This is a genomic window from Pseudoalteromonas sp. BDTF-M6 (genome assembly GCF_018334135.1).
GTDB lineage: Bacteria > Pseudomonadota > Gammaproteobacteria > Enterobacterales > Alteromonadaceae > Pseudoalteromonas.
Genome location: NZ_JAGXTQ010000001.1, coordinates 875,029 through 901,608, shown reverse-complemented (window position 1 = coordinate 901,608; position 26,580 = coordinate 875,029). Strand labels below are relative to the sequence as shown.

21 protein-coding genes are annotated in these 26,580 nt (G+C 51.3%); 4 read left to right on the top strand and 17 right to left on the bottom strand.

The genetic code is table 11. The features are described 5' to 3' along the window. Positions 1–26: 26 nt before the first annotated feature. The 8 genes from KD147_RS04025 to ccoN form a co-directional block, all read right to left on the bottom strand. Positions 27–698, bottom strand: a complete 672-nt coding sequence (locus KD147_RS04025) for a sulfite exporter TauE/SafE family protein (RefSeq protein ID WP_212546982.1) — start codon at positions 696–698, stop codon at positions 27–29. Further along, complete coding sequence (gene ccoS / locus KD147_RS04020) at positions 685–858, bottom strand: cbb3-type cytochrome oxidase assembly protein CcoS (RefSeq protein WP_105189569.1); 174 nt, start codon at positions 856–858, stop codon at positions 685–687. The genes KD147_RS04025 and ccoS overlap by 14 nt, the downstream gene beginning before the upstream one ends. Beyond that, complete coding sequence (locus KD147_RS04015) at positions 855–3,230, bottom strand: heavy metal translocating P-type ATPase (RefSeq protein WP_502710216.1); 2,376 nt, start codon at positions 3,228–3,230, stop codon at positions 855–857. The genes ccoS and KD147_RS04015 overlap by 4 nt, the downstream gene beginning before the upstream one ends. Positions 3,231–3,236: 6 nt before the next feature. Beyond that, complete coding sequence (locus KD147_RS04010) at positions 3,237–3,731, bottom strand: FixH family protein (RefSeq protein ID WP_212546980.1); 495 nt, start codon at positions 3,729–3,731, stop codon at positions 3,237–3,239. A 114-nt stretch (positions 3,732–3,845) separates the two neighbouring features. Then, complete coding sequence (gene ccoP / locus KD147_RS04005; RefSeq protein WP_212546979.1) at positions 3,846–4,814, bottom strand: cytochrome-c oxidase, cbb3-type subunit III; 969 nt, start codon at positions 4,812–4,814, stop codon at positions 3,846–3,848. After that, positions 4,811–4,996 carry a cbb3-type cytochrome oxidase subunit 3 gene (locus KD147_RS04000; protein WP_105189573.1) on the bottom strand — a complete coding sequence of 62 codons (186 nt, stop codon included), beginning with the start codon at positions 4,994–4,996 and terminating at the stop codon, positions 4,811–4,813. Before KD147_RS04000 ends, ccoP begins: the two co-directional genes overlap by 4 nt. 5 nt (positions 4,997–5,001) lie before the next feature. Further along, the gene (gene ccoO / locus KD147_RS03995) at positions 5,002–5,622 is read right to left on the bottom strand and encodes a cytochrome-c oxidase, cbb3-type subunit II (RefSeq protein ID WP_212546978.1); all 621 of its coding nucleotides are present in this window, start codon (positions 5,620–5,622) and stop codon (positions 5,002–5,004) included. A gap of 11 nt (positions 5,623–5,633) precedes the next feature. After that, positions 5,634–7,067, bottom strand: a complete 1,434-nt coding sequence (ccoN, locus tag KD147_RS03990) for a cytochrome-c oxidase, cbb3-type subunit I (RefSeq protein WP_105189574.1) — start codon at positions 7,065–7,067, stop codon at positions 5,634–5,636. 314 nt (positions 7,068–7,381) lie between these two features. Between ccoN and KD147_RS03985 the strand changes: the two genes are divergently transcribed. The 3 genes from KD147_RS03985 (at position 7,382) to KD147_RS03975 (ending at position 12,614) form a co-directional block, all read left to right on the top strand. Further along, positions 7,382–7,825 carry a ubiquitin family protein gene (locus KD147_RS03985; protein ID WP_212546977.1) on the top strand — a complete coding sequence of 148 codons (444 nt, stop codon included), beginning with the start codon at positions 7,382–7,384 and terminating at the stop codon, positions 7,823–7,825. A 595-nt stretch (positions 7,826–8,420) separates the two neighbouring features. Then, on the top strand, positions 8,421–11,126 hold the full coding sequence (locus KD147_RS03980) for a TonB-dependent receptor (protein ID WP_212546976.1): 2,706 nt from the start codon (positions 8,421–8,423) through the stop codon (positions 11,124–11,126). Between the two features lie 111 nt (positions 11,127–11,237). Next, positions 11,238–12,614, top strand: coding sequence for a hypothetical protein (locus KD147_RS03975; RefSeq protein WP_249318888.1), 1,377 nt, complete (start codon positions 11,238–11,240; stop codon positions 12,612–12,614). 38 nt (positions 12,615–12,652) lie between these two features. Here the strand turns inward: KD147_RS03975 and bamE are convergent, their stop codons facing one another. The 8 genes from bamE to KD147_RS03935 all read right to left on the bottom strand — a co-directional run bounded on the left by bamE (position 12,653) and on the right by KD147_RS03935 (position 24,350). Then, positions 12,653–12,904: an outer membrane protein assembly factor BamE domain-containing protein gene (bamE, locus tag KD147_RS03970; RefSeq protein WP_105189577.1), complete on the bottom strand. Its 252-nt coding sequence runs from the start codon at positions 12,902–12,904 to the stop codon at positions 12,653–12,655. Between the two features lie 20 nt (positions 12,905–12,924). Next, positions 12,925–13,722, bottom strand: a complete 798-nt coding sequence (locus KD147_RS03965) for a CsiV family protein (RefSeq protein ID WP_212546975.1) — start codon at positions 13,720–13,722, stop codon at positions 12,925–12,927. Between the two features lie 11 nt (positions 13,723–13,733). Next, positions 13,734–17,207 carry a transcription-repair coupling factor gene (mfd, locus tag KD147_RS03960; protein ID WP_212546974.1) on the bottom strand — a complete coding sequence of 1,158 codons (3,474 nt, stop codon included), beginning with the start codon at positions 17,205–17,207 and terminating at the stop codon, positions 13,734–13,736. A gap of 13 nt (positions 17,208–17,220) precedes the next feature. Next, positions 17,221–18,126 carry a carbon-nitrogen hydrolase gene (locus KD147_RS03955; protein WP_212546973.1) on the bottom strand — a complete coding sequence of 302 codons (906 nt, stop codon included), beginning with the start codon at positions 18,124–18,126 and terminating at the stop codon, positions 17,221–17,223. Then, the gene (locus KD147_RS03950) at positions 18,126–19,166 is read right to left on the bottom strand and encodes an agmatine deiminase family protein (protein WP_212546972.1); all 1,041 of its coding nucleotides are present in this window, start codon (positions 19,164–19,166) and stop codon (positions 18,126–18,128) included. The genes KD147_RS03955 and KD147_RS03950 overlap by 1 nt, the downstream gene beginning before the upstream one ends. Before the next feature lie 126 nt (positions 19,167–19,292). Continuing rightward, positions 19,293–19,871 carry a PilZ domain-containing protein gene (locus KD147_RS03945; protein WP_212546971.1) on the bottom strand — a complete coding sequence of 193 codons (579 nt, stop codon included), beginning with the start codon at positions 19,869–19,871 and terminating at the stop codon, positions 19,293–19,295. 113 nt (positions 19,872–19,984) lie between these two features. After that, positions 19,985–23,158 (bottom strand): efflux RND transporter permease subunit, encoded by a 3,174-nt coding sequence (locus KD147_RS03940; protein WP_212547044.1) that lies wholly within the window; start codon positions 23,156–23,158, stop codon positions 19,985–19,987. A gap of 7 nt (positions 23,159–23,165) precedes the next feature. Next, positions 23,166–24,350 carry an efflux RND transporter periplasmic adaptor subunit gene (locus tag KD147_RS03935; RefSeq protein WP_212546970.1) on the bottom strand — a complete coding sequence of 395 codons (1,185 nt, stop codon included), beginning with the start codon at positions 24,348–24,350 and terminating at the stop codon, positions 23,166–23,168. Between the two features lie 290 nt (positions 24,351–24,640). Between KD147_RS03935 and KD147_RS03930 the strand changes: the two genes are divergently transcribed. After that, positions 24,641–25,231: a TetR/AcrR family transcriptional regulator gene (locus tag KD147_RS03930; protein ID WP_212546969.1), complete on the top strand. Its 591-nt coding sequence runs from the start codon at positions 24,641–24,643 to the stop codon at positions 25,229–25,231. Here KD147_RS03930 and KD147_RS03925 read toward each other — a convergent pair. Beyond that, positions 25,213–26,499: a Glu/Leu/Phe/Val family dehydrogenase gene (locus tag KD147_RS03925; RefSeq protein ID WP_105255559.1), complete on the bottom strand. Its 1,287-nt coding sequence runs from the start codon at positions 26,497–26,499 to the stop codon at positions 25,213–25,215. The genes KD147_RS03930 and KD147_RS03925 overlap by 19 nt on opposite strands. Positions 26,500–26,580: the final 81 nt, after the last annotated feature.

Genomic DNA, 26,580 nt, shown 5'->3' with positions numbered 1-26,580 from the left:
AAGGTAAGCAAGAGATGAAGTTAAATCTACGTGACTAGCGAGGCACTTGCAATAACCAAGCTATAGAGCCCATACCAAAGTAATAGATTACCCAGAACCAGGCGCACCCACGTTTGGTTAAGTATACCCTTTATGGCGTTGGCGCCCAAGCCCAAGGCGAGCAGCGCGGGTAAAGTCCCCAGGGCAAACAAAGCCATAAATAAGGCACCGTCGGTTGCACTTTGGCTGAAAATAGCCCAGGTGAGGGCGCTGTAAACTAAACCACAGGGCAACCAGCCCCACAGCGCGCCATATAAAAGTGCCTTGGGGTAACTATTGACCGGCATCAGGTAACGATTAAGCTTGACGATATGGCGCCAAATGGCCCAGTTTCCGAGTTTTTCTATGCCGCCCAGGGGGTTAAACAGGCGCATAACGTATAAGCCAACAAGCACCATAAAGATGGCGCTGAGTAGGCTAAGTGCCAGGCTGATATGATTATTCTGACTGGCAAAGGCGGCGCTAAAGCCGCCCACCAGGGCGCCGGCCAGGGCATAGCTGCTTAAGCGCCCGACATTATAGGCAAGGGTTGCGCCCAGCGGTGGAAGCTCACGACTGGCCAGTTGAAAACTGCCGGCGATGCCACCGCACATGGCGACGCAATGACCGCTACCGGCTAAACCCATCAGTAGGGCAGCGGCAAAGTTAATCTCGTTCATTGCTCTTGTCGTGTTCCTCTTTGTCGTCTTCAAAGAGAATGCTGTGACCTTGTTTCTCCAGATCGGAAAATTGCTCACTTCTGACCGCCCAGAAAAAAATACCTATGGCGATAAGCACAAACAAAATGGCAATGGGAATAAGTACGTAGATGATGCTCATAAGCGCAGTAGCCGTAGTGAATTGGTTATAACAATAATAGAGCTTGCCGACATGCCGATCACCGCCATCCAGGGGGCAACCCAGCCCAAAGCGGCAAGGGGCAGAATAGCCCCGTTATAACACAAAGACAGGGTTAAGTTTTGCCTAATAATACGACGCGTTTGTTTGGCCACGCGGATCAGTTGTGCCACCGAGCGTAAATCGCTGTTAAGCAGCACCACATCGGCGGTGTTTTTCGAAATATCGGCACCGCTGTCCATAGCAATGGAGAGATGGGCGGCATTAAATACCGGGCTGTCGTTAACGCCATCGCCAATCATGGCGCATACCTGACCTTCGCCATGCCATTTTTGCATCAGTGCCAGCTTATCTTCGGGAAGCAGAGCGCCGTGGTAGGCATCGAGCTCCAGCTTTTCGGCCAAGAGCTTACCGGCCGTAGAAGGGTCGCCGGTGAGCATCACACGGCTGATATTTTGCTCTTTAAGCTCGCGTTGCAGCGCTTCGGCATGGTCGCGTACCTGATCCTCCAGATAAAACGCGGCCACCGGCTGTTGGTCGATAAACAACACGGCCTGGGCATTGAGGTCAAGGTCGTGGGTGAACCAGTTGGCCTTGCCAATATGCACCCGGTGCGCTTGCCATAGGCCGCTAACGCCAAAGCCGGTATGCACTTCCACCTGCTCGGGTTGCGGGTGAATAGGGGTGATCTCGCTAAAGGCCTTGGCAATCGGGTGCTCGGAATAGCGCTCCAAACTGGCGGCTAGGGACTTTAACTCCTGTGCGCTGTAGCCGCTATCGAGAATGTCCATCTTGGCGATAGCAAAGCGGCCATAGGTGAGGGTGCCGGTTTTATCAAAACCCACCTTGGTTAACTTGGTGGCGGTTTCCAGCACATGGGCCTGCTTTATCAAGACTCCACGCTTGGTGAGGTTGGCCACCGCACAGGTCAGCGCCGTGGGAATTGCCAGACTCAAGGCACAGGGACAGGTGGCGACCAACACGGCTATGGTGATCCAAAAGGCGTGTTCCGGGTCGATTTGATACCAGGATAAGGCGGTAATGGAGGCAAACACTAACAGACAGGCGACAAACCACTGGGCTACCTTGTCGGTGATTTGCGCTATTTTCGGGCGCTGACTCAGGGCACTGTGTTGCAGGCGAATAATCTGATTAACCAGGGTGTTTTGGCCAACCTTGTTCACTTCTAGGGTTAACACCCCGTCGTGGTTTACCGTGCCGGCATGAACCTGATCGCCATGAGTTTTGTTCACTGGGTGATGTTCACCCGTCATCATGGACTCATCGACGCTGGAGCGTCCGCTCACCACCAGGCCATCGGCGGCTATGGTTTCTCCGGGTTTTACCCGCACCGTATCGCCGAGCTTTAACAACTTGGCGCTGATCAACAGCTCTTCGTTATCGCCGTCGACCACGCGGGCGGTCAGTGGCAGCAGTTGCTGCAGATTAGCGGTGAACTCACTGGCTTTAAGGCGGGCGCGAAACTCTAAGTATTTGCCCAGCAGCAGCAAGAAGGTAAACATACAGATGGACTCAAAATACACCTCGCCGGTGCCGCTGACGGTGGCATAGCCACTGGCAAAATAGGCGCCGAAAATGGCCAGGGAAACGGGCACATCCATATTTAATTGTTTGGCTTTTAAGCCGGTGATGGCGTTACTTAAAAACGGCAATGCCGAGTAGAAAATCACCGGTGTGGCCAGGCTTAGGCTGATCCAGCGAAAATACTGTTCAAAGTTATCTTCCATGCCGGAGAACATGCCAAAGTACATGGCAAAGGCAAACATCATCACCTGCATGGTCATCAAACCGGCCACACCCAGGCGGCGGATAAAACTCTTGGCCTGCGCCTGCTTTTGTGCCGCTTCGTTATCGGCCTGGAAGGGGTAGGATTTGTAGCCGATTTCCGCCAGGCTGGTGATCAGGGTGCTGAGTTTGGCCTGAGTGTCGTCCCATACGATCATGGCGCGATGAGTCGAGGTGTTTACATCGACGCGTTTCACCCCGGAATGAGCCAACAGCTGCTTTTCAATCAGCCAGGCACAGGCCGCGCAGCTTATGCCTTCCACACTCAGCAGCACTTCTTTGTCATTGCCCTGATGGGAGATAAACTCCTGCTGGATAGATTCGTTATCATAGCTTTGGATCAGCGCCAGTTGCTCTGGCACCAGCTGCTGCACCTTGCCCGCGGACTCGGTGCGGTATTTGTAGTAGTCGCTCATGCCCTGAGCGATAATGGTCTCGGCCACCGCCTTACAGCCAATGCAACACATGGGCTCTGGCGTGTCGTTAACAACGACCGATTCATTGAAACCCTTGGGAATGGGCTCAAGGCAATGGAAGCAGGACTGCATGCTCATTTATTTATACTCGGGGCTCACTTTAATGGCGCCCGCTTGCGGCAATTGAATGTTTTCTTTTAGCTTCCAGGTATCATCAAACGGGGTGATAAACACCGTATAGGCACCTTGTTCAACCGGTGTATCGAGCAGTGTGGTGAACTGGCCTCGAGCGTTTTTGGTCAGCCTGAAGGTAAGGTCTTTATCGCTAATGGTGCGATGATACAAACCAATATTCAGCGCGGCTACTTTAGAGTCATCGCCCTTGGTGAAGGCAAAGCTGATACGCTCATCGGTGATCTGCAAATCTCCGTGTAAATACAAGGCCTTAGCCTTGTCGAACTTGGTTAACTCAAGGTTGATGGCTTTGCCTTTTTTATAGTAGTCATCGACCACCATATCCGGGCCATTGCCCACCGCCAGGGTGATAAGGCCAACACAGGCAATAATGGTTGCAAGAGGGAAGAAAAGTAAAAACCAAGGCCAAAACTGCTTATACCAGGGAGTCGCGTTCATAATACCAAGTTAGTTGCCAGATAAGTGACGGCTATTTTACGGCATTGGTGAATAAAATCCTAAAAAAAAGCCTCCAAATAGGAGGCTTTTTTGATTTCGATTAAATTCGTATGCTTACTTGTCTTGCGACAGGCTGTATACGTAGGCGGTCAACAGATGAACCTTGTCTTCGCCTAGAATCTCTTTCCACGCTGGCATTACACCGGCACGGCCGTTACGTAGCGTTTCTTCTACCGAACGTGCTGAACCGCTGCCGTATAACCAAGTGTTATCGGTTAGGTTAGGTGCACCGAAAGGTAGGTTGTGAGCCACTGAACCTTTACCGTCGGCACCGTGACAGGCAGCACACATGGCAAACTTAGTTTTACCTGCGGCGGCATCACGTTGGTTAACCGTACGACCAGAAAGGCTAAGTACATAGGCAGTCATTTCTTTAATGCCTTGGTCGCCAAGGGCTGCTTCCCAGCTAGGCATAGCAGCAACACGACCGTGTAGTAGCGTTTCTTTGATCTTGTCAGGCGTACCGCCGTATAACCAGTCTTTGTCGGTTAGGTTAGGGAAGCCGTCACCACCACGGGCGTCAGAGCCGTGACACTGAGCACAGTTTTGTAGAAACAGGCGTTGGCCGATTTCCAGTGCTTGCTCGTCAGATGCCAGGTCCAGTACGTCACGCTTAGCGAAAGATTCAAAAATAGGGCCGAATTTTTCATCTGCAGCACGGTACTCGCCATCCAGCTGGATGCGGTAGCCGTTAGCGTGCATGTCTTCAACCGCTTTTTTCGACTCTTCAAGTGATGTTACGCCCTGGTTAGAGCTCTTCCACTTTAACAAACCCTCAAAGTTACCTAGGCCAGGGTAGGCCGCAAGGTAGTACACGGCCCACACGAAGGTCGCGAAGAACATGTAGGTCCACCATTTAGGCAGCGGGTTATTAATTTCTTCGATGCCATCAAATTCATGGCCACAGCTCTCGCCTTCTTTAACACCTACGAAGTTCTTTAAGTTCCAAACTAGTAGGCCGAAGATAAGAACTAGACAGGCCAAGGTTAGAACGATGACCCAAATACTCCAAAAGCTAGTCATTTCTCAGACTCCTTTTCCTCATTAGTGATTGTGCTTTGGTGTTTCTTTTCGTCTTCAAACACGGCGTTGGCTGCATCATCGAAGCGCTTTTTGCTGCGCTTGCTGAAGGCCCACAACACAATCACGATAAAAAGTACCATTATTACCAGAGTTAAAATGCCTCTGAACGTGCCGTAATCCATAATAATTACTTCAAGTGTGTACCAAGTTGCTGCAAGTAAGCGATAAGCGCTTGCATTTCAGTCTTGCCTTTAACCGACTCTTGGGCACCTTGGATTTGTTCATCCGTGTAAGGTACGCCGAAGTCGCGGAAGACTTCCATTTTCTTTGCAGTTAACTCGCCATCAAGTACGTTTTCATCTAACCAAGGAAAAGCTGGCATGTTTGACTCAGGAACCACGGCGCGTGGATCCATTAAGTGAGCGTAGTGCCAATCGTCAGAATAACGTTCACCAACACGAGCCAGATCAGGACCGGTACGCTTAGAACCCCACTGGAATGGGTGGTCCCAAACGGTTTCACCGGCAACAGAGTAGTGGCCGTAGCGTTCAACTTCGTCACGGAAAGGACGGATCATCTGTGAGTGACAGTTGTAACAACCTTCACGCACATAGATGTCGCGGCCTTCAAGTTCTAGCGCCGTTAGTGGGCGTAGACCGTCTACCGGCTCAGTGGTGTCTTTTTGGAACATCAACGGAGTGATTTCCACCAGGGCACCAAAGCTGATAGCGAACACTGTGAGAATGGCCATTAGGCCAACGTTCTTTTCAACAATTTCGTGTTTGTTGCTAGAGTTATTATTGCTCATCATCCTACCCCTTAAGCTACTTGTGCTTGCGCATCGTCTGCAATTGAGCCTTTCTTAGCTGCAATAGTGCGATAGCTGTTGTAGGCCATTACCAGCATACCCGCTACGATGAATACACCGCCTAGGAAACGCATGATGTAGAAAGGATGTGATGCTTCTAGCGATTGTACGAAGCTGTACATAAGCGTACCGTCTTCGTTTACTGCACGCCACATTAGACCTTGCATTACGCCAGAGATCCACATGGCAACGATGTACAGTACAACACCGACCGTGTGTAGCCAGAAGTGGGTGTTAACCAGTTTCACGCTGTACATACGGCTGTGGCCGAATAGGGCAGGGATAAGGTGGTATGTTGCACCGATTGAAATCATCGCAACCCAACCTAGGGCACCCGAGTGTACGTGACCAACGGTCCAGTCAGTGTAGTGCGAAAGCGCGTTTACTGACTTGATAGCCATCATTGGGCCTTCGAACGTCGACATACCGTAGAAAGAAAGCGATACAACTAGGAAACGAAGTACCGGGTCGGTACGTAGTTTGTGCCATGCGCCAGATAGCGTCATGATACCGTTGATCATGCCACCCCAAGACGGAACGAATAGAATCACAGACATCACCATACCCAGTGACTGAGTCCAGTCAGGTAGGGCAGTGTAGTGTAGGTGGTGAGGACCAGCCCAGATGTATAGAGAGATAAGTGCCCAGAAGTGAACAACCGATAGACGGTAAGAATATACAGGGCGACCCGCTTGCTTAGGTACGAAGTAGTACATCATACCAAGGAAACCAGCGGTCAGTAGGAAACCTACCGCATTGTGACCGTACCACCACTGTACCATGGCATCAACGGCACCGGCGTAGATAGAGTATGACTTAGTCAGTGATACCGGCACGGCCATGCTGTTAACAATGTGCAATACCGCAACCGTGATAATGAAGCCGGCATAGAACCAGTTGGCAACATAGATGTGCGATACTTTACGCTTAATCAGGGTGCCAAAGAAAACAACAGCGTAAGAAATCCAGACGATGGCGATTAGGATATCGATTGGCCACTCAAGCTCGGCATATTCTTTCGAGCTGGTAATACCCAAAGGCAGGGTAATGGCGGCTAAAACGATAACCAGTTGCCAGCCCCAGAAGGTGAAAGCTGCAAGTTTATCGGAGAAAAGGCGCGTTTGGCAGGTACGCTGCACAACGTAGTACGACGTTGCGAACAGGGCACTGGTGCCGAATGCGAAGATAACTGCGTTCGTGTGTAACGGACGTAGTCGAGAGTATGTTAGCCATGGGGTATCGAAGTTCAATGCTGGCCAGGCAAGCTGGGCAGCAATTAACACACCAACACTCATGCCAACGATGCCCCAAATCACTGTCATAATAGCGAATTGGCGAACAACTTTATAGTTGTACTCAGTTTGTGATGCTACTGTTTGGCTCATTGTCAGGTTTCCGCTGCATTATTATGCGATTAGAAATGAAATACCTACTCTTGCGAATAGGGCCTACTGATGGTGTCAAAGCCGACTACCTAAAACTCTCATTTTATTAAGCGTTTCAGAAAGCAGACTCGCAACACTCTTATTATTTGCGGTCGAAATAATAAAATTTTTGACCTCAAAAAGATAGCGCAAATGGCTAAAATAATGACTTCAATCAAATTATCATGCGAAGTTGGGGATTTTTTAACTAATGCCTAGTCAGCGCGGATCCCATTGGTTAATATTGACGCTAAATTAATGTTCAATAAATAACCATGAAGCTGTCGTTACATTCCCGTCACTATCTTGTTTTGTATCCCCTGTTGGCGACCTTGCTGTCACTGACCGCGTGTGACGACACCGACATGAGTATAGTCAAAGATGCGCCGCCCACCCATTGTTGTGACCATCACCCGCTCAACATCGACTCATTCCGGTTTGCCCTCAGTGGCGAGCGTGTCCATCCCGAGTCATCGTTTTCTGTGTCTTTGCAGATGCCAGCCGACGCCTTGATAGAGAGCGCGAAGATGCAGGGGATCACCATGTATATGGGCACCATCCCGGTGCTTTTTAAGCAAATCGACGCGCGCGTGTGGCAGGCGGACATCATGGTTGGTGCCTGCTCCGAACCAAACATGCTTTGGCAGCTGGACGTTCGGGTCAGCCACCGGGGGCAAGTGCAAACTCTGGCCTATCCCATTAACGTTACCCATCCGTAATCACGGCCTAGCCTGGAGCCTAGCCTCCGGTACAGTCCCTCCAGGGCAAGATAACGCCATAGCCCACTTTGCGGCTTACACTTCATTCTCACGGCTGTTTAGCCGAACCCGTTCGAACTACCTATTTGCATATAAATTCACCGCTAATTGGGTGGATTATAATCGCATTGCATTGTTGCTTTTTAAGCAAGTCAAAAACGAGTGCCGCTAAGCTATTAATTTAACCCGTATATTTTAAATGCATGAATAACGGCCTGTGTATAAGTTGTAAATTTTCGATTAAGCAAAGCCCATCATCATGGGTTACATTGAATTACAAATTCACCGTATTTAGTTTCATGTATCAAAAATTGGTATTTGTAAAGGCGCTTAGTTCGCACTTTTAAAGGCTTATAGACGTAAACATTTATAACAAGTGGTTACATGCTTTTATGGGAAAACTCGGGGTATTTTGTGTTGTTTTATATCTGTTCTTTCATTCAGTTTTCGTTCAGTTAATTAAACCTAAGTTGCTCGGCGTTGTGCAGTAAATTCATAAAAATATGAACTGCATAGCCACCCAAAGCGGGTAAAAATTCAACAAGTAGGGTTTAATATGAAAAAGACACAACTAGGGCTGGCTGTTGTTGCAGCTTTGCCTATGTTCTCAAGTGTTCAAGCAATTGCTGCCGATTCTTCAGCCGACGCAATTGAAAAGATTCAAGTAACGGGCTCTCGCATCAAGCGTGCGGATATGGAAACTGCAAGCCCAGTGACTTTGATTGGTGCAGACGACATCAAAGCGATGGGCGCGACAAGTATCGACAGCGTACTACAGAAAATGACTGCAACTGGCGGTGCGATGACCAATCCTGGTATCAACAACGGTTCTGGCGGTAACGCACGTATCGATCTACGTGGTCTTGGCGCTCAGCGTACGCTTGTACTAGTAAACGGCCGCCGAATGATCAACTCTGGTACCGGTGCTGCAGCAACAGTTGACCTTAACACTATCCCTGTTTCTATGATCAAGCAGGTTGAAGTACTTAAAGACGGTGCTTCTGCTGTTTACGGTACAGACGCTGTAGCGGGTGTAGTTAACATCATTCTTAAAGATGACTTCGAAGGCCTGGACATGAACCTTAACACCGCGATGTCTGGTGAAGGTGATGCAGAAGAAAGCTCTTTCGATATCACTCTAGGTAGCTCTTTTGACCGTGGTAACGTTGTTATCGGCCTTCAATACACAGACCGTGGCGACGCGTCTCAAGCAGACCGTGACTTCTCTAAATGTCCTCTAGCTGAAGGTGCTAACGGCCTATATTGTGCAGGTTCTGCATATTCTGCAGGCGGCCACATCTGGAACGCTAATACTGGCACTATCTTAGTTGAAGGCGAGGAAGGTCTTGAAGAACAGCCAATTGGCCTTGCTGTAGATGGCGGTATCTCAGGTCTAGGTGGCGATTACCACCGTTTCACAGACGCTGATCGTTATAACTATTCTGAAACAAGCTACCTTTACACGCCAATGGAGCGTTTAAACCTAACTGGTCTAGCTAACTTCGAAATTTCTGACGACACGCGTTTATTCTCTGAGTTCACATACACTAAGCGTTGGTCAGAGCAGCAAATGGCCCCACAGCCAGTATGGTTTGATTTTACTTATACGGACGGCATGGACTCATCACTACTAGGTCAAACATATGACCGTGGTGTTGATGTTGATGGCGACGGTTACATCGACTTAGACGCTGATGGTAACTTCGTACAAACTGAAACTGTAAACTACGCTTACGGTGATTCAATCTCATACGGTCGTCGTATGACTGACACAGGCAACCGTAACTTCTCACAAACTGTAGACACAGTGCGTGCTGTTATCGGTGTTGAAGGTTTCGTAGGCGACTACGCATGGGACGTTTCTGCTAACTTTGGTCGTAACGACTCTGTAGACCGTCTAGAGAACCTACACAATATGGGTTCAATTCAAGATGCGATCACAGCAGGTGACTTTGATCCAGTGCTTCAGTCTTCTTGGCAGTACGACAACATGCAAGAGTACCTATACACTGAGCAAAACTCAGGCGGTAGCCAGCTATTCATCCTAGCCGCTTCACTTTCTGGTGAAATGTTTGAAATGCCAGCTGGCTACGCAGGTTTCGCAGTAGGTGTTGAACGTCGTCAAGAAAAAGCTTGGTACATTCCTGATTCACTAACAGCTCAAGGTCTTGCAAACGACCCTAAAGTTGAACCTACTTCAGGTGGCTTTGACGTAAACGAAGCGTATGTAGAGTTCGCAATTCCTCTACTAGCTGACGCGCCATTTGCACAAAACGTAGACCTAAGCGCTGCAATCCGTGCATTTGACTACAGCACATTCGGTTCAGACGAGACTTGGAAACTAGGTCTTACTTGGAAAGCAAACGACGAACTAATGTTCCGTAGCGTAGTTTCAACTGCGTTCCGTGCTCCAACTGTTGATGAGCTTTACTCAGGTAACTCACCATCATTCGAGCAAGTTACTTTCCCTGGTGCACAAGACCAAGCAGAAGTAACTGTTGGTGGTAACCAACTTCTTACTCCAGAAGAAGCTGACACGTTCACAGCGGGTATCGTATACGAGCCAGAGTGGTTCGAAGGCTTCAGCATGACTGTTGATTACTACGACATCGAAATCGAGAACGCGATTGCTTCTGTAAACGAGCAGTACATCGTTGACCAGTGTCTTGCTACTTCAGCAAACGACAACACAGTTCTGTGTCAATCAGCTAATATCAGCATGGACACAACGGGTCGTATCAAGTTCAACAACCAGCTTCAAAATATCGGTGCAGAACAAACATCAGGTGTGGATATTAACCTATCTTACACGTTCGAAGCTGCTGGCCTCAACTGGAGAACGGGTCTTGATACTACTTACCTAGACGAGTATGTAGTAACTGTTCTAGACAACACAACTGACTACGCGGGTCTTATCACTGCAGGTATCGGGGGTTATGCTGACATTAAGTCTAACTTCACGCTAAATGTAGCTGGCGATAACTGGGATGCACAATACCAAGCGCGTTACATTGCTGGTATGGATAGCTACAACTGTATCGGTAAAACTAGCTGTCTAGCTCCTACAACTCCAAGCGTAGTTTATCATGACCTAAGCGGCTCCTACGTTATCAATGACATTGTGTCACTAACGGGTGGTGTAAATAACTTGTTTGATAAGCAGCCTCCTTACTACTCAGGTAACAACGATTCTAACACTGACCCGTACACTTATGATGTACTAGGTCGTCGCTTCTTCGCGAGTGTGAACGTTAAGTTCTAATTGGCTCTAAGTCTTAGCATTAAAATGCCTATCAGCGTGCTGATGGGCATTTTTTTTATCCGTGAAAAATAGGTTATACTTTTATTATCAATACAATAGGGGGGTTAATCTTTGCACGAAATCGCTACACTCAAACTTGATGAAGGCTTGCGTTTGGCGCTTGGGCAATCATTGCTACCTAAATCTCACACCCGTATCGAATTGTATTTTTGTATTCCCAATGAAATGGGTATAAACCCCAACACTCTGGGTGAGGAAAGCTTCTACTATAACCATATTAAAAGTCATTTGGCTTATAATGCCAGCGGCATACATTTACCCTTAGTTCGTAGCCGCTACGTAAGTAAAGTGCGCGGTGATGAACAGGAATACAGGCAAAATTTAAATTTATACTGCTATCAGGTACGTCTGGCAGTAGATACGGATATTTCTGAGGCGCTTGCTATTACCGAGGCTGACGAATTTTATATTCGGGCCCTGGCATTAAAGCAGGAGGCTCACCGGCTATTGAAGCGTTTGCGTCGTTATAAGCCAAAAGAGAAAAAGCTATTATCTTTTTATCATAATGCCGATAACTTTCTCAGTTGGTATATAGAGCAAGGGCTATTAAAGCTGCTCGATAAGGCGCCAAAAACTACCGACTTTGGCCTGGAGCGCGCGCAATTATTACAATATTGCCAAGATGAAAACGAGCATCGCCAAAATGCCCGCTATAATTCTTCTCCGACCTTGGAAGATCCCAACCGCCTCGCCAATAAGATGCTGTTATTACAACGCTTAATTGAGCATGGGGTGGTCTTAAAAAGAGAAATAAAAAACCTGAATACCATGTTGAAAAGGATGGTAAAGGGCTTGGTGACCGCGGTGATCATGGCCTTTGTTATGGTCTTGGTGCTTAACGCCCGTACCAACTTTACCCAGGTTACCGTAGGCTTGGTGGCCTTATTGGGCACCATCTATGGTCTCAGGGAAATTTTTAAGGAAGACGTCACCTATTTTCTATGGCGTCGAATTATTCGCGGCCGCGCAAAATGGCTGAATCTTTTTTATAACAGCACCACACGCTCTCGCATAGGAAAACAAAAGGTGTGGTTGGAATATATTCGACCTAAGCGTATACCTAAAGACGTTGCCGCTATATTCTCAAAACGTCGTCAACAAAATAAGCAAGCCGCTCAATGGCTATATATGCAATTTGAAAATCAGGTTTTGGTTAATGCCTTTTTGCCTGGATATGATGCCTTAAACCAGACTACCAGTATAAGTCTGGCACCCATGGTGCGCTATTTACGCAAGGGGGAAGGGAAGCTGTATGAATATACGGGTAAGAAAATACGTAAACACGCGGTTGAGCGCCGTTATCAAATTAATCTGGTCTTGGTCAGCCATAACAGCGCTGGCGAAAAACAGGCCCAGCGCTATAAGATCACCTTGAATCGCTCCGCGATAGTGGCCTTAGAGCCCATAGGCGAAGTGCAGCATAATTGATGCCGCATGTTTAGGGTGGCAACGCCACCCCTTAGACCTTACAGGCCTTTTTCAGAATAAAGAGTTACTTTATCCGAAACTAGGGTAACCTGAATGTTTTTGCTTTCTGAACCCCAGATACAGTTGGTGTGTAGGGCTTTGTCTTCACACGCAGACGGGCTGCCTAAAAGCGCTTCCACTTCTGCACGGTCCATACCTACCTTAATTTGTTCGTAGTTTTCCAGAGTCACTTTAGAACAAGCAGTTAGGGTCAGACCTGCGGCGATAGCTAAAAGAAGCGATTTTTTCATATTATTTTCCTTATCACTGACTAGTGATTAAAACGTCTAATTTGCACCAGCATGCCAATTTGCGGGTGGTCGAAGTAATGAATTTCGCCCGAAATGACGCGACGAAACTGTGAAAATTCACCACTGACCGAGGTGTCGGTATCGCCTATGGCGCGGGTCACCAGGTTAGAAGTGATGTAAAGATAATGGTTTAGGTGCACCTTTAAAAAACCGTCTAATTGCCACTGGGGCTCGTAGTGAGTGCTTGGCGATAATAATAGACTATCTTGTGTCATCTGCTCGGGCAGTTCGCTCAAGGTCGCAACCTGCTCACCGCCAAAGAGGCGAAAGCGCGGTGCCGAGCGTTTGGATTGACCGGCAAAACGCCAGCCGATGTGCAAGAGCACCTGTTTTCCTTTGCGGCGAAGCGCCTGGCGCTGTTCGTCAAACTGCAGCTGCTCTGGAGCAAGCAAGTATGGGCTGGCGGTGTGGTTTTGTGCTTCGGCATTGGGCACCTTAGACACGCGCTGCAGATTCACCATATCGGCGGCGTTGTAGTTGCAGATGCTGCTTTGTGTCTGTCCTTGCAGCGCAAACACATCGTTCGCTCGCGTTGGCGGGCTTATCTCGCCTTTCTCACATTGGCCATTGAGGGTGTACAGGTAAGCCGGGGTCAGCAGGTCGTTGTCGTATTGGTAGCGGCTGAGATCGAGCTCCTCATTACGCAGCGTTTCCGTGCTCTGGGTATGGCCTTGCTCAAAAACCAGCACTTCGATTTCAAACCAACGACCATCGGCGTAACTCGGGACACTGAGCATCGCCAGCAACGTGATTAACATTATTCTTATCATTAACTTCCTACCTTGGCTTCAAATTCGGTGATCATCGCCGTAATTAACTTAAGTCGCTCTTTGGCATTGGCTTCACTGATCATAAAGCGTAACCGATTCGCGCCTTCCATTCTATAGTGTTTTGGATCTGCTTGAATTAAACCGATAATAAAGGTTGGGCTGACCTTGGTCTGCTGACTGAATTCAAAGTAACCGCCTTTGGGGTTGGCCTCTATCTTGGTCATGCCCAAAGCGCCGGCTCGTTGTTTTAGCTCCTGGAGGGCGAATAAGTGTTTCGTGGCATCGGGCAACAGGCCAAAACGGTCGATAAGCTCCACCTTAAGCTCGTCCAGGGTTTCCGTATCACCAGCACTGGCGATGCGCTTGTACAGGCCCAAGCGCAGATTCACATCGCCTATGTAATCGTTGGGAAGCAGGGCGGGCAGCTTTAAATCCACTTCGGTGTGAGACTTAATCAGCTTATCCAGTGTGGGCTCTTGGCCATTTTTAAGCGCTTCAACGGCCTGTTCCAGCATCTCCATATACATGCTGAAGCCAATGGTTTGAATTTGTCCGCTCTGCTCATCGCCAAGGAGCTCACCGGCGCCGCGTATTTCCAGGTCATGGGTGGCCAGGGTAAAGCCGGCGCCCAAGTCTTCCAGCGAAGCGATGGCCTCAAGACGCTTTTGTGCATCTTTAGACATGGCCTTGGGCGGTGGCGTTAACAAGTAGGCATAGGCCTGGTGATGGCTGCGGCCCACACGGCCACGCAACTGATGCAATTGCGCCAGACCAAGGCGGTCGGCCCTGTCCATAATAATGGTGTTGGCGCTGGGGATATCGATACCGGTTTCTATGATGGTGGTACAGACCACCACATTAAAACGCTGATGATAGAAATCACTCATCAGGGATTCCAGCTCGCGCTCGCGCATTTGCCCGTGGGCCACCGCTACCGTGGCTTCGGGAACGATGGCGCGGATGTCTTCGGCGGTGCGCTCTATGGTCTCGACATTATTGTGCAGGAAGTAAACCTGACCACCGCGCTTAATTTCCCGCAAAATGGCTTCGCGGATCATCTCATCGTCGCGTTGACGAACAAAGGTTTTCACCGCCAAACGTTTTGCCGGCGGGGTGGCGATAATGGATAAATCACGCATGCCGCTCATGGCCATATTAAGCGTTCTTGGAATTGGCGTGGCGGTCAGGGTGAGAATATCCACATCGGCGCGCAGCGCCTTGATCTTCTCTTTCTGGCGTACGCCAAAGCGGTGTTCTTCATCCACCACCAAAAGGCCTAAATCGGCAAAGTCGATGTTTTCCTGTAGCAGCTTATGAGTGCCGATAACAATATCTACCTGGCCTTCTTTAATCTTGGCCAAGGTCGCGTTTTGCTCCTTGGTGGATTTAAAGCGCGAGAGGATATCCACCGTCACCGGGAAGTCGGCAAAGCGGTCGCGGAAATTCTCAAAATGCTGTTGTGCCAACAAGGTAGTGGGCACCAGCACCGCCACCTGTTTACCATCGGCCACGGCGATATAGGCGGCGCGCATGGCGACCTCGGTTTTACCAAAGCCCACATCACCGCACACCAGGCGATCCATGGCGTTTTTGCTTTGCATATCATGGAGCACCGCGCTGATGGCGTTTTGCTGATCTTCGGTTTCTTCAAAGACAAAGTTATCGCTGAATTGGCGATAGCCGGCCTCATCAAGGGCAAACTTATATCCTGGCTTGGCCTGGCGCTTGGCATAAATATCGAGCAGCTCGGCGGCCACATCTCGGACCTTTTCGGCGGCGCGTTTCTTCGCTTTTTCCCAGGCGTCGGAGCCGAGTTTATGTAAAGGTGCGCTGGCTTCTTCACCGCCGGAATAACGACTGAGCATATGCAAGGCGGCCACCGGCACGTAAAGCTTGGCGTCGTTGGCGTACATAATGGTCACAAATTCCGTGGCCACGCCCGCGGCATCCAGGGTTTCCAGACCGATGTAGCGGCCTACACCATGATCCAGGTGGACGATGGACTGACCTTCTTTAAGCTCGGCGAGGTTGCGGATAAGGGCATCACTGCTGACCTGATGCTTATGTTTACGGCGACGTCGCTGGGAGACGCGAATACCCAGTAGTTCCTGCTCTGTGATCAGGCTGACACGGCCGTTGTGATTAAGCACCACGCTTTGCTCAAAGGGCGCCACAATCAGGGTGATATCCGCATCACAGGCTAACGCTTTATCGAGGTTGTCACAGGGCGTAATTTTTAAGCCGCTTGGTTTTAATAAGGTCAAGAGTGCTTCACGACGACCGTCGGACTCCACACTTAAAACGATGCGACCCTTATTTTGCTTCTCTGCCAGGGCATAGTCCACAAACGCGCCAAAGGGAGGCTGCTTGGCATGGTCGATGCGTACTTCGGGTAAGGGCTCTGTGCCCAGGTTAAAATGCCCGGCGCGCAGCGGCAGGCTCGCTTGGCTGAGCTCGATACGCGGATACTGTTTAAAGCGGCTGTTGAGCTCTTCAAGGGGCAGATATAAACGCTGCGGCTCCAACAAGGGGCGCAGCGGGTCAACCTTACGGCTGTTATAACGGCTGTGGACATCCGCTAAGAAACGTTCGGCACTGTGCTGGATATCCCCCATATGCATAAACACCGCCTGCTCGGGCAGGTAATCGAACAGGGTATCGAGCTGCTCAAAGAACAGGGGCAAATAGTATTCAATCCCTGGTGGCAATGCACCTTTGGAGACCTGCATATACACAGAGTCTTGTTCGGCGCTGGCACCAAAGGCTTCACGGTATTGAATACGAAAGCGCTCAATATCCGCATCCGTGGTGCCAAATTCGTGAGCCGGGAGCAGGTTGATGGCCTTGATCTGCTCGCTGGAGCGCTGGGTATCGACATCGAAGTGACTCATGCTGTCGATTTCATCATCAAATAAATCAAAGCGCACCGGCGCATTTTGGCCCATGGCAAAGAGATCGACAACCGAGCCGCGCACCGCGTATTCGCCGTGCGCCATGACCTGTTGGGTGTGTATATAGCCGGCGTCGTCCAGTTGCTTGCGCAGCTTGTCGATATTCAGGGTGTCACCGACGCGATAGACGATGGCGTTGCCATAGATAAATTGTTTGGGCGCAGAGCGCAGCATCAGGGTCGACACCGGCACAATCAGCACACCCTGGTGCGAGTCGCGCAAGCGGCTTAATGTGCTTAGGCGGGTGGAGACGATATCCTGATGCGGCGAGAAATGGTCATAGGGCAGGGTTTCCCAGTCGGGAAACACCATGACCTGATCGCGAGGCAGTAGCGCATGGAGTTCGTGCTCAAGTTTTAGTGCCGTGGGTGTATCCGGGGTGATCAGCACCACCAGTTGCGGGTGCTGCTTGACCGCTTCGCCGACACTCAGGGTCAGAGCGCTGCCGCTTAACTGACCCCATTTGATTTTATCTTGTTGCGTTTTTACCCAAGGCAATTCGATGAACTGCGCTAACTGCATGGAAATCTCCGTTTTAGTCGCGATAAAGTTTAGTTAGGTCGCCGTAATGATCGATACGACGGTCACGTAGATAAGGCCAGATACGGCGCACATTCTCGCCACGGGCAAGATCTAAGTTGGCGCTCAGGACTTCGGCCTTGTCGTCGCTGGCGGTGGCTAAAAATTCCCCCTGAGGCCCGGCGATAAAAGAGTGACCCCAGAATTGGATACCGGCGCTGTGGCCCGTGGGATCGGCCTCAAAACCGGTGCGGTTGGCACTGATCACATACACACCGTTGGCCACTGCGTGGGCACGTTGCGAAATCACCCAGGCGTCTTGCTGGCGTTTTTGCTCGGCGGCATCGTCGTTGGGATCCCAGCCTATGGCGGTCGGGTAAATCAGGATTTCAGCGCCTTTCGTGGCCATTAAACGTGCCGCTTCCGGGAACCACTGATCCCAGCACACCAACACGCCCAAGGTGCCCACCGAGGTTTTAATGGGTTCAAAACCCAGATCGCCCGGGGTAAAGTAAAACTTCTCGTAAAAGCCCGGGTCGTCAGGAATATGCATCTTGCGGTATTTACCGGCAATGCTGCCGTCACACTCAAGCACCACGGCGGTATTGTGATACAGGCCGGCGGCACGGCGCTCGAACAAAGAAGCGACGATTACTATGTTCAGCTCTTTGGCCAGCGCACCCAGGGTATCCGTACTTGGACCTGGAATGGTTTCGGCTAAGTCAAACTGGTTAACGTCTTCGCTTTGGCAAAAATATAAGCCGGTGTGTAGCTCTTGCAACACCACTAGCTTGGCGCCCTTGGCGGCGGCCTCGCGTATGCCGGCGATGGAGTTAGTGAGGTTAAAGTCGCGCTCTGCAGTGTTTTGCTGCTGTACTAATGCCACAGCTAAAGGTGCCACGGCTGAATTCGAAGAGGACATTATTTATTCTCCAAAAAACCTTGGGGCAACTGCATGGTAATACAGTGCAGGCTGCCAAATTGTTCAATCAGGGCGCAGCAGTCTACGCCAATCACTTCTCGCCCCGGATAGGCCTTGGCTATTTGTGCCAGTGCCACCCGATCATGGCTGTCATTGTAGGTTGGTACCAAGACCGCATCATTAATAATCAGATAGTTGGCGTAGGTGGCCGGCAGGCGCTCGCCCTCGCTGTTATAGACGGCTTTGGGCCAGGGCAGGGCAATTAATTCGTAGGCGTCATCGTTAAGACCACGCAGGGCCACCAGTTCTTCGGCCATTTTGCCAAGTTCGTCATAATGCTCGTCCTGCGGGTCGTCGCAGCGCACATACACCAGGGTATTATTTGGCGCAAAACGCACCAGGGTGTCGATATGAGAGTCGGTGTCATCCCCCGCCAGGTAACCATGATCTAGCCAAAGAATCTTTTTGGCGCCAAGCAACTGCGCTAGGGCAGTGTCGATTTGCTCTGCACTCATGCTGGCATTGCGGTTTTTATTGTGCACGCAGGCGCGGGTGCTTAGCAACACGCCCTGTTCATTGATTTCAATGGCGCCACCCTCGAGGATAAAGTCGCTCTGCTCGGTGCGCACGCCTTGATTGAGTGCCTGTGCAAACAGCTGGCCATTGATGGCATTGTCTTTGTCGGCTTCATACTTGCCGCCCCAGGCGGTGAATTGACAATCGATGGCCTTAAGTTGTTGCCCATCGCTGAGGGTCAACGGACCATGATCCCGGGCCCAGGTGTCGTTACAGGGGGCATCAACAAAGCACACCTGTGAAAGGTCTACACCCTGCTCAATCAGCTTGCTGCGGATATGCGCTTTAAGCTCGGCATTGTCGGCGACGATCAGCAGGCGCTGGCGCTCGCTGATATGCTTGCTTAATTCAAGATAAACCTGCTCGACGGCAGATAGGTTGGCCGCCCAGTCGGTGTCTTGATGGGGCCAGGTGAGCATTACCGCATCTTGTCGATGCCACTCGGGAAGTAATCTAAAGGTCATTGCTGTCAATCACTGAAAAACAAGCCGCTAGTTTAGCATTAATAGCTTGAATGTCAGCTAAATATACGGCTTGGATAGCGGATTGGCGGCAATTTCGCCGCCTGTGATTAAGTCGGCTTGAGGCGCTCAGTGTTGCTGCTGATTACGCTTTTTTAGCTGCCGGGTCTGCGCGTGCAAACTCGCTCTGACCAGTAACTCCCGGTCCTGTTCACGCACCAGGGTGAAAAGGATTTGATGAACAAAGCCTTGCGCGCTGCTGCTGATATCGATCACCTCGCCATAACAATAGATGGCCGCCGCTTCATGTTCTAGAAACAGCTTGCAGCGCAGGGGCTGGCCGCGCTCAAGCGCAGACTCGCGCCACAGGGTAAAGCCAGAGCCGCCATAACTGTGGGCGCGCTCACTGGGGTGGTCGGCATTTTCCTGCATCAAAATATGACTGAGGATGAGATCAATTTTGCGCGATTGTAAGGATAAATACTGGGCCAGCTCGCTGGCGGTTTCGCCCAGCAGACGCAAAGGCCGCAGAGCACTTTGCTCTAAGGTGTTCACCTCATTGGCCAAACGAAACAGGGGGGGAATATCACGTTCAAGTGCGTCGCTGTCATCGGGCAGCTGCGCTGGCGTTATGGCTTCAACCACCACATCGATACTTTCTTGGACTTGAAAAAATTCGGCAAATAAATCGCCTTTACTAGTAGCCATAGAGATCTCTTAACACGCTGATTTCCCAATAGTAGCGAGCATTAGGTCAATTTAAAAGCGGGATTTGTGCAAGCACAGAGAAAAGGCGCCATCGGCGCCTTTTCGTGAGTGGGTTAAACTAAACCTTCTTTGGTATCCACTTGTTCCTTTTTATGTTGGCTGGCGATTTCTTCCGCCAGTTCCTGACGAGAGCGACGCTCTCCCAGGCGACGCTGCGTCAGCCAATAGAAAAACAGGGGTACAAAGAATACCGCCAGGAAGGTGGCCGCCATCATGCCGCCCATCACCCCGGTCCCCACACTGTGACGGGCACCGGCGCCGGCGCCCGAGCTCAATACCAAGGGCACAACGCCAAGGATAAAGGCCATGGAGGTCATGATAATGGGGCGAAAACGCAGTCGCGCCGCTTCTAAAGCCGCGGCGGCGGCACTCCAGCCCTGCTGATGCTTAAGCAAAGCGTACTCGACTATCAAAATGGCGTTCTTACCGGCCAGACCCAAGAGGGTAACCAGACCTATCTGAAAGTACACGTCATTGGTCAGGCCCGCTATCCAGATGGAGATCAGCGCACCAAAGGTACCAAAGGGCAGAGCCAGCATCACGGACAAGGGCAAAGACCAACGTTCATACAAAGCTGCAAGGATCAAAAACACCATGATCACCGCCAGGCCCAGTGCCATACCCGTGGTACCCGAGCTGCGTTTTTCCTGGAAGGCGGTACCCGTCCAGTCATAACTCATATCCGCAGGCAAAACCTGGGCGGCGATACGCTCGATTTCGGCGATGGCCTGGCCCGAACTGTATCCCGGCGCCGCTTCGCCCAGCAGCTTGACCGCCGGCAGGTTATTGTAGCGGCTCAGGCTATCCGGTCCGCGGCTAAACTCCATGGTGGTAAAGGCCGACATGGGCACCATCTCACCTGAGCTGCTTTTAACATAAATACGGCCAATGTCCTGGGGCTGCATGCGATATTGCGCCTCCGCCGACATCAGCACCTGCCAGGCGCGTCCAAACTTGTTGAAGTCATTCACATAGTAGGTGCCCAGCGTTCCGGCCAGGGTATTAAAGGCTTCATTGATATTGACGCCCATGGCACGGGCCTGTTCGCGGTCAATATCCACCTTCAATTGCGGTGCATCCGGGCGCCACAGGGTTTGCACGCCGCCGACAATGGGGCTTTTTTGCGCCTCACTCATTACCAGTTGCATGGCCTGCTGCAGCTTCTCTGGACCACCGGCCCCCTTATTTTGAATATAAAATTCAAAGCCGCCGGTGGACCCCAGACCGAAGATTGCCGGTGGATTAAACGCTAGAACAAGAGCCTCATTGATATGGGCGGTTTTACCAAACAGCTCGCCGACCAGGGCCTTGGTATCCACCTCGCGGTCATCCCAATGGGTTTGGGTGACGAACATGGTGGCCGCATTGTTTTTAAAACCGCCGCCGATAAAGTCAAAGCCGGTAAAAGAGGCGATATTTTCGTTCGCCGGGTTTGATTGCACCGCGGCTATCACCTCATCCACCACGGCGGAGGTGCGCTCTAACGAGGCGCCATCCGGTAAGAATACCGCGACGATGTAAAAGCCTTGGTCTTCATCGGGAACCAGTGAACTCGGCGTTTTTTGCCAGATACTGATGGTGGCGGTGACCATGGCAACCATAAGCACTAACCCAAGCAGGCCACGGCGTACCATAAAGCCCACCGCACCCACGTATTTATGAGTAATAGCGCTAAAAAATTTATTAAACCAGACGAAGAAGCCTGCGGTTTGCTTGTGCTCATGTTTTAGGATAAGCACGCACAGCGCCGGCGTCATGGTCAAGGCGACCACACCCGAGAGGCTCACTGCAATGGAGATGGTAATGGCAAACTGGCGGAACAGCTCGCCGGTGAGCCCACCTAAGAAGGCGATGGGCACAAACACCGAGCACAACACCAGCACGATGGCGACCACGGGGCCGGACACCTCGCCCATGGCTTTAATCGCGGCGTCGCGGGCGCTGACATGCTCTTCGTGCATAATGCGCTCGACGTTTTCCAGCACCACGATGGCATCATCAACGACGATACCGATGGAGAGCACCATACCGAACAGGGTCAAGGTATTGATGGAATAACCTAACATATACATGCCGGCAAAGGTGCCAAGCAGAGAAACGGGCACAGCCAAGGTGGGGATCAGGGTGGCGCGCCAGTTCTGTAAGAACAGATATACCACCAGGAACACCAGGACCATGGCTTCTATCAGGGTTTTTAATACCTCGCGGATGGACACCTCAACAAAGCGGGTGGTGTCGTAGGAGACCACATGCTCAAGGCCCGCCGGGAACTGGGGCTTAAATTCCGCCATCACGGCGCCGACTTCTTCGGCGACTTCCAGGGCATTGGCACCGGGTTGCAGGAATATCCCCATCAACACGGCTTCTTTGCCGTTAAAGCTGCCTTCAAAGTTATAGTCCTTGGCACCGAGTTCAACCCGGGCTACGTCTTTTAAACGCAGCGAGCTGCCATCGGCGTTGGCGCGCAAGATAATGTTTTCAAACTCTTTAGGCTCCGACATACGGCCACGTGCGGTGACGCTGTAGACCAAAGATTGCGGCGCCACATGGGTTGGCGTTGCGCCTATGTTACCGGCGGCATATTGAGAGTTTTGCTCACGAATGGCGGTGGTGATCTCATTCACCGTCACCCCAAGCTGACTCATTAGATCCGGGCGTAACCAGATGCGCATCGCGTAGTCCTTGGCACCGAAGATTTGCACATTGGTGGTGCCGGGGATGCGCTTGATGCGATCCAGTATATTCAAGGTCACATAGTTAGAGGTCCACAGCGCGGAGCGACTGTCGTCCGGGGAATAAAAGGCATGAACCTGCAAAAAGCTGGACGAACCTTTTTGTACCACCACGCCCTGGCGACGGGTTTCCTCGGGTAAACGCGCTTCCACTTGTTTAACGCGGTTATTCACGTCCACCGCGGCCTGATCGGCATCGGTGCCGATTTCAAAGGTCACTTCTATGGTGGTGGTGCCGGCACTGGTGGACGTCGATGCCATATACATCATGCCCTCAACGCCGGTGATGGCGTTTTCGATGGGAGCGGCCACGGTTTGCTCCAGCACCTCGGCGGCGGCACCGGGGTAACTGGCGGTCACCTGCACCACGGGCGGGGCGATTTCCGGGTATTGGGCCACGGGCAGGGCGCGCATGGCGGCCAGACCCGCGAGTACGATGACGATGGAGATCACAAAGGCGAAGATCGGCCTGTCGATAAAGTATCGAGAAAACATCATGCCCTTATCCTTGCTCGTTGATGATGCTAACCGGCATGCCCGGGAAGAAAATACGAGCCATGCCCTCGACGATGACCTTATCGCCGGCGCTCAGGCCACTGCGGATAATCCACAGGTTTTCTATTTGCTCCCCCTTTTGTTGGCGATACCATTCGCCGACCTCAACGGGAGCGGGGCGGGCTATGGTGGCGCCTTGCTCATTGGTGGCAGCAAGGTAAACGAATTTGCCGGTGCCGTTATCAAGCACTGCCTTTTGCGGGACGGCAAAGGTGCCCTTGTGTTCCGCGCCTAGCAATTCAACTTGGACGAACTGGCCTGGGCGCAGGCTAAAGTCCGGGTTGGCGACAATGGCCTGAAATTCAGAGGTGCCGGTATTGGCATTAATGCGGACATCGGTAAAGTTAACCGTGCCCATATGCTCATACAGGCTGCCGTCTTGTAATTTTAACTGGGTTTGCCATTGGCCATCGGCGGGTAGCGTCAGCTCGCCACGCTTTTGCGCCTGGCGCATCATCAGCTGTTCACGCTCGGACAAGCCAAAGCGCACCCGCACCGGGTCGAGGGCGGTGATCTGCGTCAGTAATACCTCGGGACCGGAAACATAGGTGCCTTCTGAGACCTGCTCACGGCCCATGATGCCATTCACCGGCGCCTTCACCTGAGCATAGTCGAGGTTGAGTTTGGCCTCGCGCAGGAGCACCTCGCTGGCGTTAAGATCCGCTTTGGCTATGTCGACGCTGGAGCGGGCGTTATCATAGTCGCGCTGGGAAACCGAATTGTCCTCGCGCAGTTTGGCCAAACGTTTACTTTCTTTTTGTGCTTGTTCTAAACGTGCTTCGGCGGCGGCGAGTGCGGCCTGAGCCTGCTCGTAGGCGAGCTGATAGGGTGCTAAGTCAATGGTAAAGAGCGACTGCCCGGCGCTGACCTTTTGCCCTTCCGAAAAGTTTCGAGACTCAAGCACGCCACTGACGCGGGCGCGAATTTCAACCTCTTTAGAGCCCGATACCGTGGCCGGCAATGAGATCACAAAGGGCGCATCGATGGGGGTGACGGCCAGTACTTCGACCTGGGCTGGCGGCATGGCCTGTTGTTGCTGTTGCGCGCCTTGCTCACAGGCACTTAATAGTAAGCTGGCGGTGAGCGCCAAAGACGCGGAGCGGGCGAAAGAATTAACTAGGTTAGTTCGCATAAGATAAGCGTTTCCCTGTGCAAGTTATATGGTATTTACGAGCCGCCGAGGCGGAATACTTGGCATCTTCAGGCTGATATCGCATGGCAAAAAAGCCGCAGTAAATAAAGCGTAGCGTTAATTCTCGAAAGAATGAATCCACTTTGCGAAATGTAATTATTGTAACCCAATGGTCACCAAGTAAACGAAAGTGTATACTTTTTTTTAATTTAGGTATACTTTTTCGTTTACCAACTATCTTCTTAGTGCAGTTTAGTTATACTGCCGAGCGTTGACATAAGGGGCAGCACATGAGTAGTACAAAACAACAAGCAGTGATCGGCGCAGCCATTGCCTTGTTTGCCCAACGCGGGCTCGCAGGCACGACCATGGAAGCGGTGGCCACCAAGGCCAAGGTATCGAAGCGCACGCTGTACAAATACTACAGCAACAAGGAACAACTTTTTGATGGCGTTGTCGATTTGTTGATTGAGCGTATTCGCCCGCTACAAGACAACCCTTTCTGCATGCAAACGCCGATTAAAGAGCAGTTGCAAAAGTTAGCCGATGTTGCACTTAGGCTGACTCAGGATAAGGACTACTTGACCTTATCTCGTATTATTTTGATCGAATCATTGCGCTCGAAAAAGCGCGCCGCCATGCTCGATGAGCGCTTTAAGCATTGTGAGCAGGGCATTAAAGAATGGTTCGAAGAAGCCCAAAGCAAGGGCGCGCTTAAGGATATTGCCCCCGATACCGCCGCCGTGGTGTTTTTTGGTGGCCTCAAAGAGTTGGCATTTTGGGAGCAATTAATCGCCTGGAAACCTCCGGTCGATAAAGCTAAGCTCGACGCCCTGGTCGAGCTTAGTAGCAAGATGTTTGTTCAACCGCCGTTGAAATAATCGGGCGTGCCGTGTGCTTCTATGCCTTCACTGAGACGCTCTAGAGCCACGGCATAGACGGCGTCGCGAAAGTCCATGCCGTGTTTGTCTACCAGATCATTGGCGCGCTTAAAGGCGCGTTGCATTACCTGGCTCAGCTCATCGCTGACCTTTTCTCTTTCCCAGCGTTGACCACAGCGATTTTGCGTCCATTCAAAATAGCTGACGGTGACACCGCCGGCGTTGGCAAGAATATCCGGGATTACTATCACCCCTTTATTTTTCAAAATGGCATCGGCGTCACTGGTCACCGGGCCGTTAGCAATCTCCACTATGTAACGGGCTTGAATGGCTGCGGCGTTTGCAGCCGTGATCACCCCATCGAGAGCGGCGGGGATCAGGATATCGACGTCACTGACCAAGAGTTCGGCATTACTGAGGCGTTGGTGCTCTAGGGCCTCGCACACCGAGCCTTCGCAATACACGGCTTTGAGCTCCTTATGCTGTTGCTTTTGCCGATAAACACTGTCGATATTCAGACCTTCCTGACGATAAATAGCCCCTTGCGAGTCACTGACCGCCACCACCTTATAGCCGTCATTGGCGAGCAGGCGCGCCACATGGTAGCCGCCGCTGCCAAAGCCTTGGACGGCAACGCGGGTTTCTTGTGGCGTAAGCTGGTCGCGTTTTTCCAACTCCTTGATGCACAAATAGGCGCCGCGGCCGGTGGCATCGTCTCGTCCTAAACTGCCGCCCAGGGCGATGGGCTTGCCGGTGATCACTGCGGGGTTTTTTACCCGGGTTATTTTTTCGTATTCATCCATCATCCAACCCATGATCAGGGCGTTGGTATAGACATCCGGAGCGGGAATATCGCGCTCAGGACCAATAAAGTCGGCCATGGCGCGCACGTAGGAGCGGGATAAGCGCTCCAGTTCAAATGGGGAGAGGGTTTTTGGGTCGACACAGACGCCGCCCTTGGCGCCGCCAAAGGGAATGCCCACCACCGCGCATTTTAGCGTCATCCACAGCGCCAAAGCCTGCACTTCATCGGCGTTGACCTGAGGGTGAAAACGTATCCCGCCCTTGGTGGGGCCGAGCACATTATTGTGTTGACAGCGATAGCCGGGGAAGTAGTGAATATGGCCATTGTCCATGCGCACCTCCACATTGACGTGCAACATGGCATTGGCATGACTTAGGGCACTGATCACCTGATTAGAGCACTGGGTGAGTGCGCCAATGCGCTTTAAGCGCGCGACCGCATCGTTAAATACCTGACCTAGCATAGCATCTCCCAAACAACGATTTTTTAGATGGAGGTTTGATTTATCGTCTTTTGCCCATATCTAAGAGTAGATTGCCCCATG

Coding starts and splice junctions, on each gene's coding strand:
- KD147_RS04025 (WP_212546982.1), bottom strand. CDS start 698: ATGAACGAGATTAACTTTGCCGCTGCCCTACTGATGGGTTTAGCCGGT.
- ccoS (WP_105189569.1), bottom strand. CDS start 858: ATGAGCATCATCTACGTACTTATTCCCATTGCCATTTTGTTTGTGCTT.
- KD147_RS04015 (WP_502710216.1), bottom strand. CDS start 3,230: ATGCAGTCCTGCTTCCATTGCCTTGAGCCCATTCCCAAGGGTTTCAAT.
- KD147_RS04010 (WP_212546980.1), bottom strand. CDS start 3,731: ATGAACGCGACTCCCTGGTATAAGCAGTTTTGGCCTTGGTTTTTACTT.
- ccoP (WP_212546979.1), bottom strand. CDS start 4,814: ATGACTAGCTTTTGGAGTATTTGGGTCATCGTTCTAACCTTGGCCTGT.
- KD147_RS04000 (WP_105189573.1), bottom strand. CDS start 4,996: ATGGATTACGGCACGTTCAGAGGCATTTTAACTCTGGTAATAATGGTA.
- ccoO (WP_212546978.1), bottom strand. CDS start 5,622: ATGAGCAATAATAACTCTAGCAACAAACACGAAATTGTTGAAAAGAAC.
- ccoN (WP_105189574.1), bottom strand. CDS start 7,067: ATGAGCCAAACAGTAGCATCACAAACTGAGTACAACTATAAAGTTGTT.
- KD147_RS03985 (WP_212546977.1), top strand. CDS start 7,382: ATGAAGCTGTCGTTACATTCCCGTCACTATCTTGTTTTGTATCCCCTG.
- KD147_RS03980 (WP_212546976.1), top strand. CDS start 8,421: ATGAAAAAGACACAACTAGGGCTGGCTGTTGTTGCAGCTTTGCCTATG.
- bamE (WP_105189577.1), bottom strand. CDS start 12,904: ATGAAAAAATCGCTTCTTTTAGCTATCGCCGCAGGTCTGACCCTAACT.
- KD147_RS03965 (WP_212546975.1), bottom strand. CDS start 13,722: ATGTTAATCACGTTGCTGGCGATGCTCAGTGTCCCGAGTTACGCCGAT.
- mfd (WP_212546974.1), bottom strand. CDS start 17,207: ATGCAGTTAGCGCAGTTCATCGAATTGCCTTGGGTAAAAACGCAACAA.
- KD147_RS03955 (WP_212546973.1), bottom strand. CDS start 18,126: ATGTCCTCTTCGAATTCAGCCGTGGCACCTTTAGCTGTGGCATTAGTA.
- KD147_RS03950 (WP_212546972.1), bottom strand. CDS start 19,166: ATGACCTTTAGATTACTTCCCGAGTGGCATCGACAAGATGCGGTAATG.
- KD147_RS03945 (WP_212546971.1), bottom strand. CDS start 19,871: ATGGCTACTAGTAAAGGCGATTTATTTGCCGAATTTTTTCAAGTCCAA.
- KD147_RS03940 (WP_212547044.1), bottom strand. CDS start 23,158: ATGTTTTCTCGATACTTTATCGACAGGCCGATCTTCGCCTTTGTGATC.
- KD147_RS03935 (WP_212546970.1), bottom strand. CDS start 24,350: ATGCGAACTAACCTAGTTAATTCTTTCGCCCGCTCCGCGTCTTTGGCG.
- KD147_RS03930 (WP_212546969.1), top strand. CDS start 24,641: ATGAGTAGTACAAAACAACAAGCAGTGATCGGCGCAGCCATTGCCTTG.
- KD147_RS03925 (WP_105255559.1), bottom strand. CDS start 26,499: ATGCTAGGTCAGGTATTTAACGATGCGGTCGCGCGCTTAAAGCGCATT.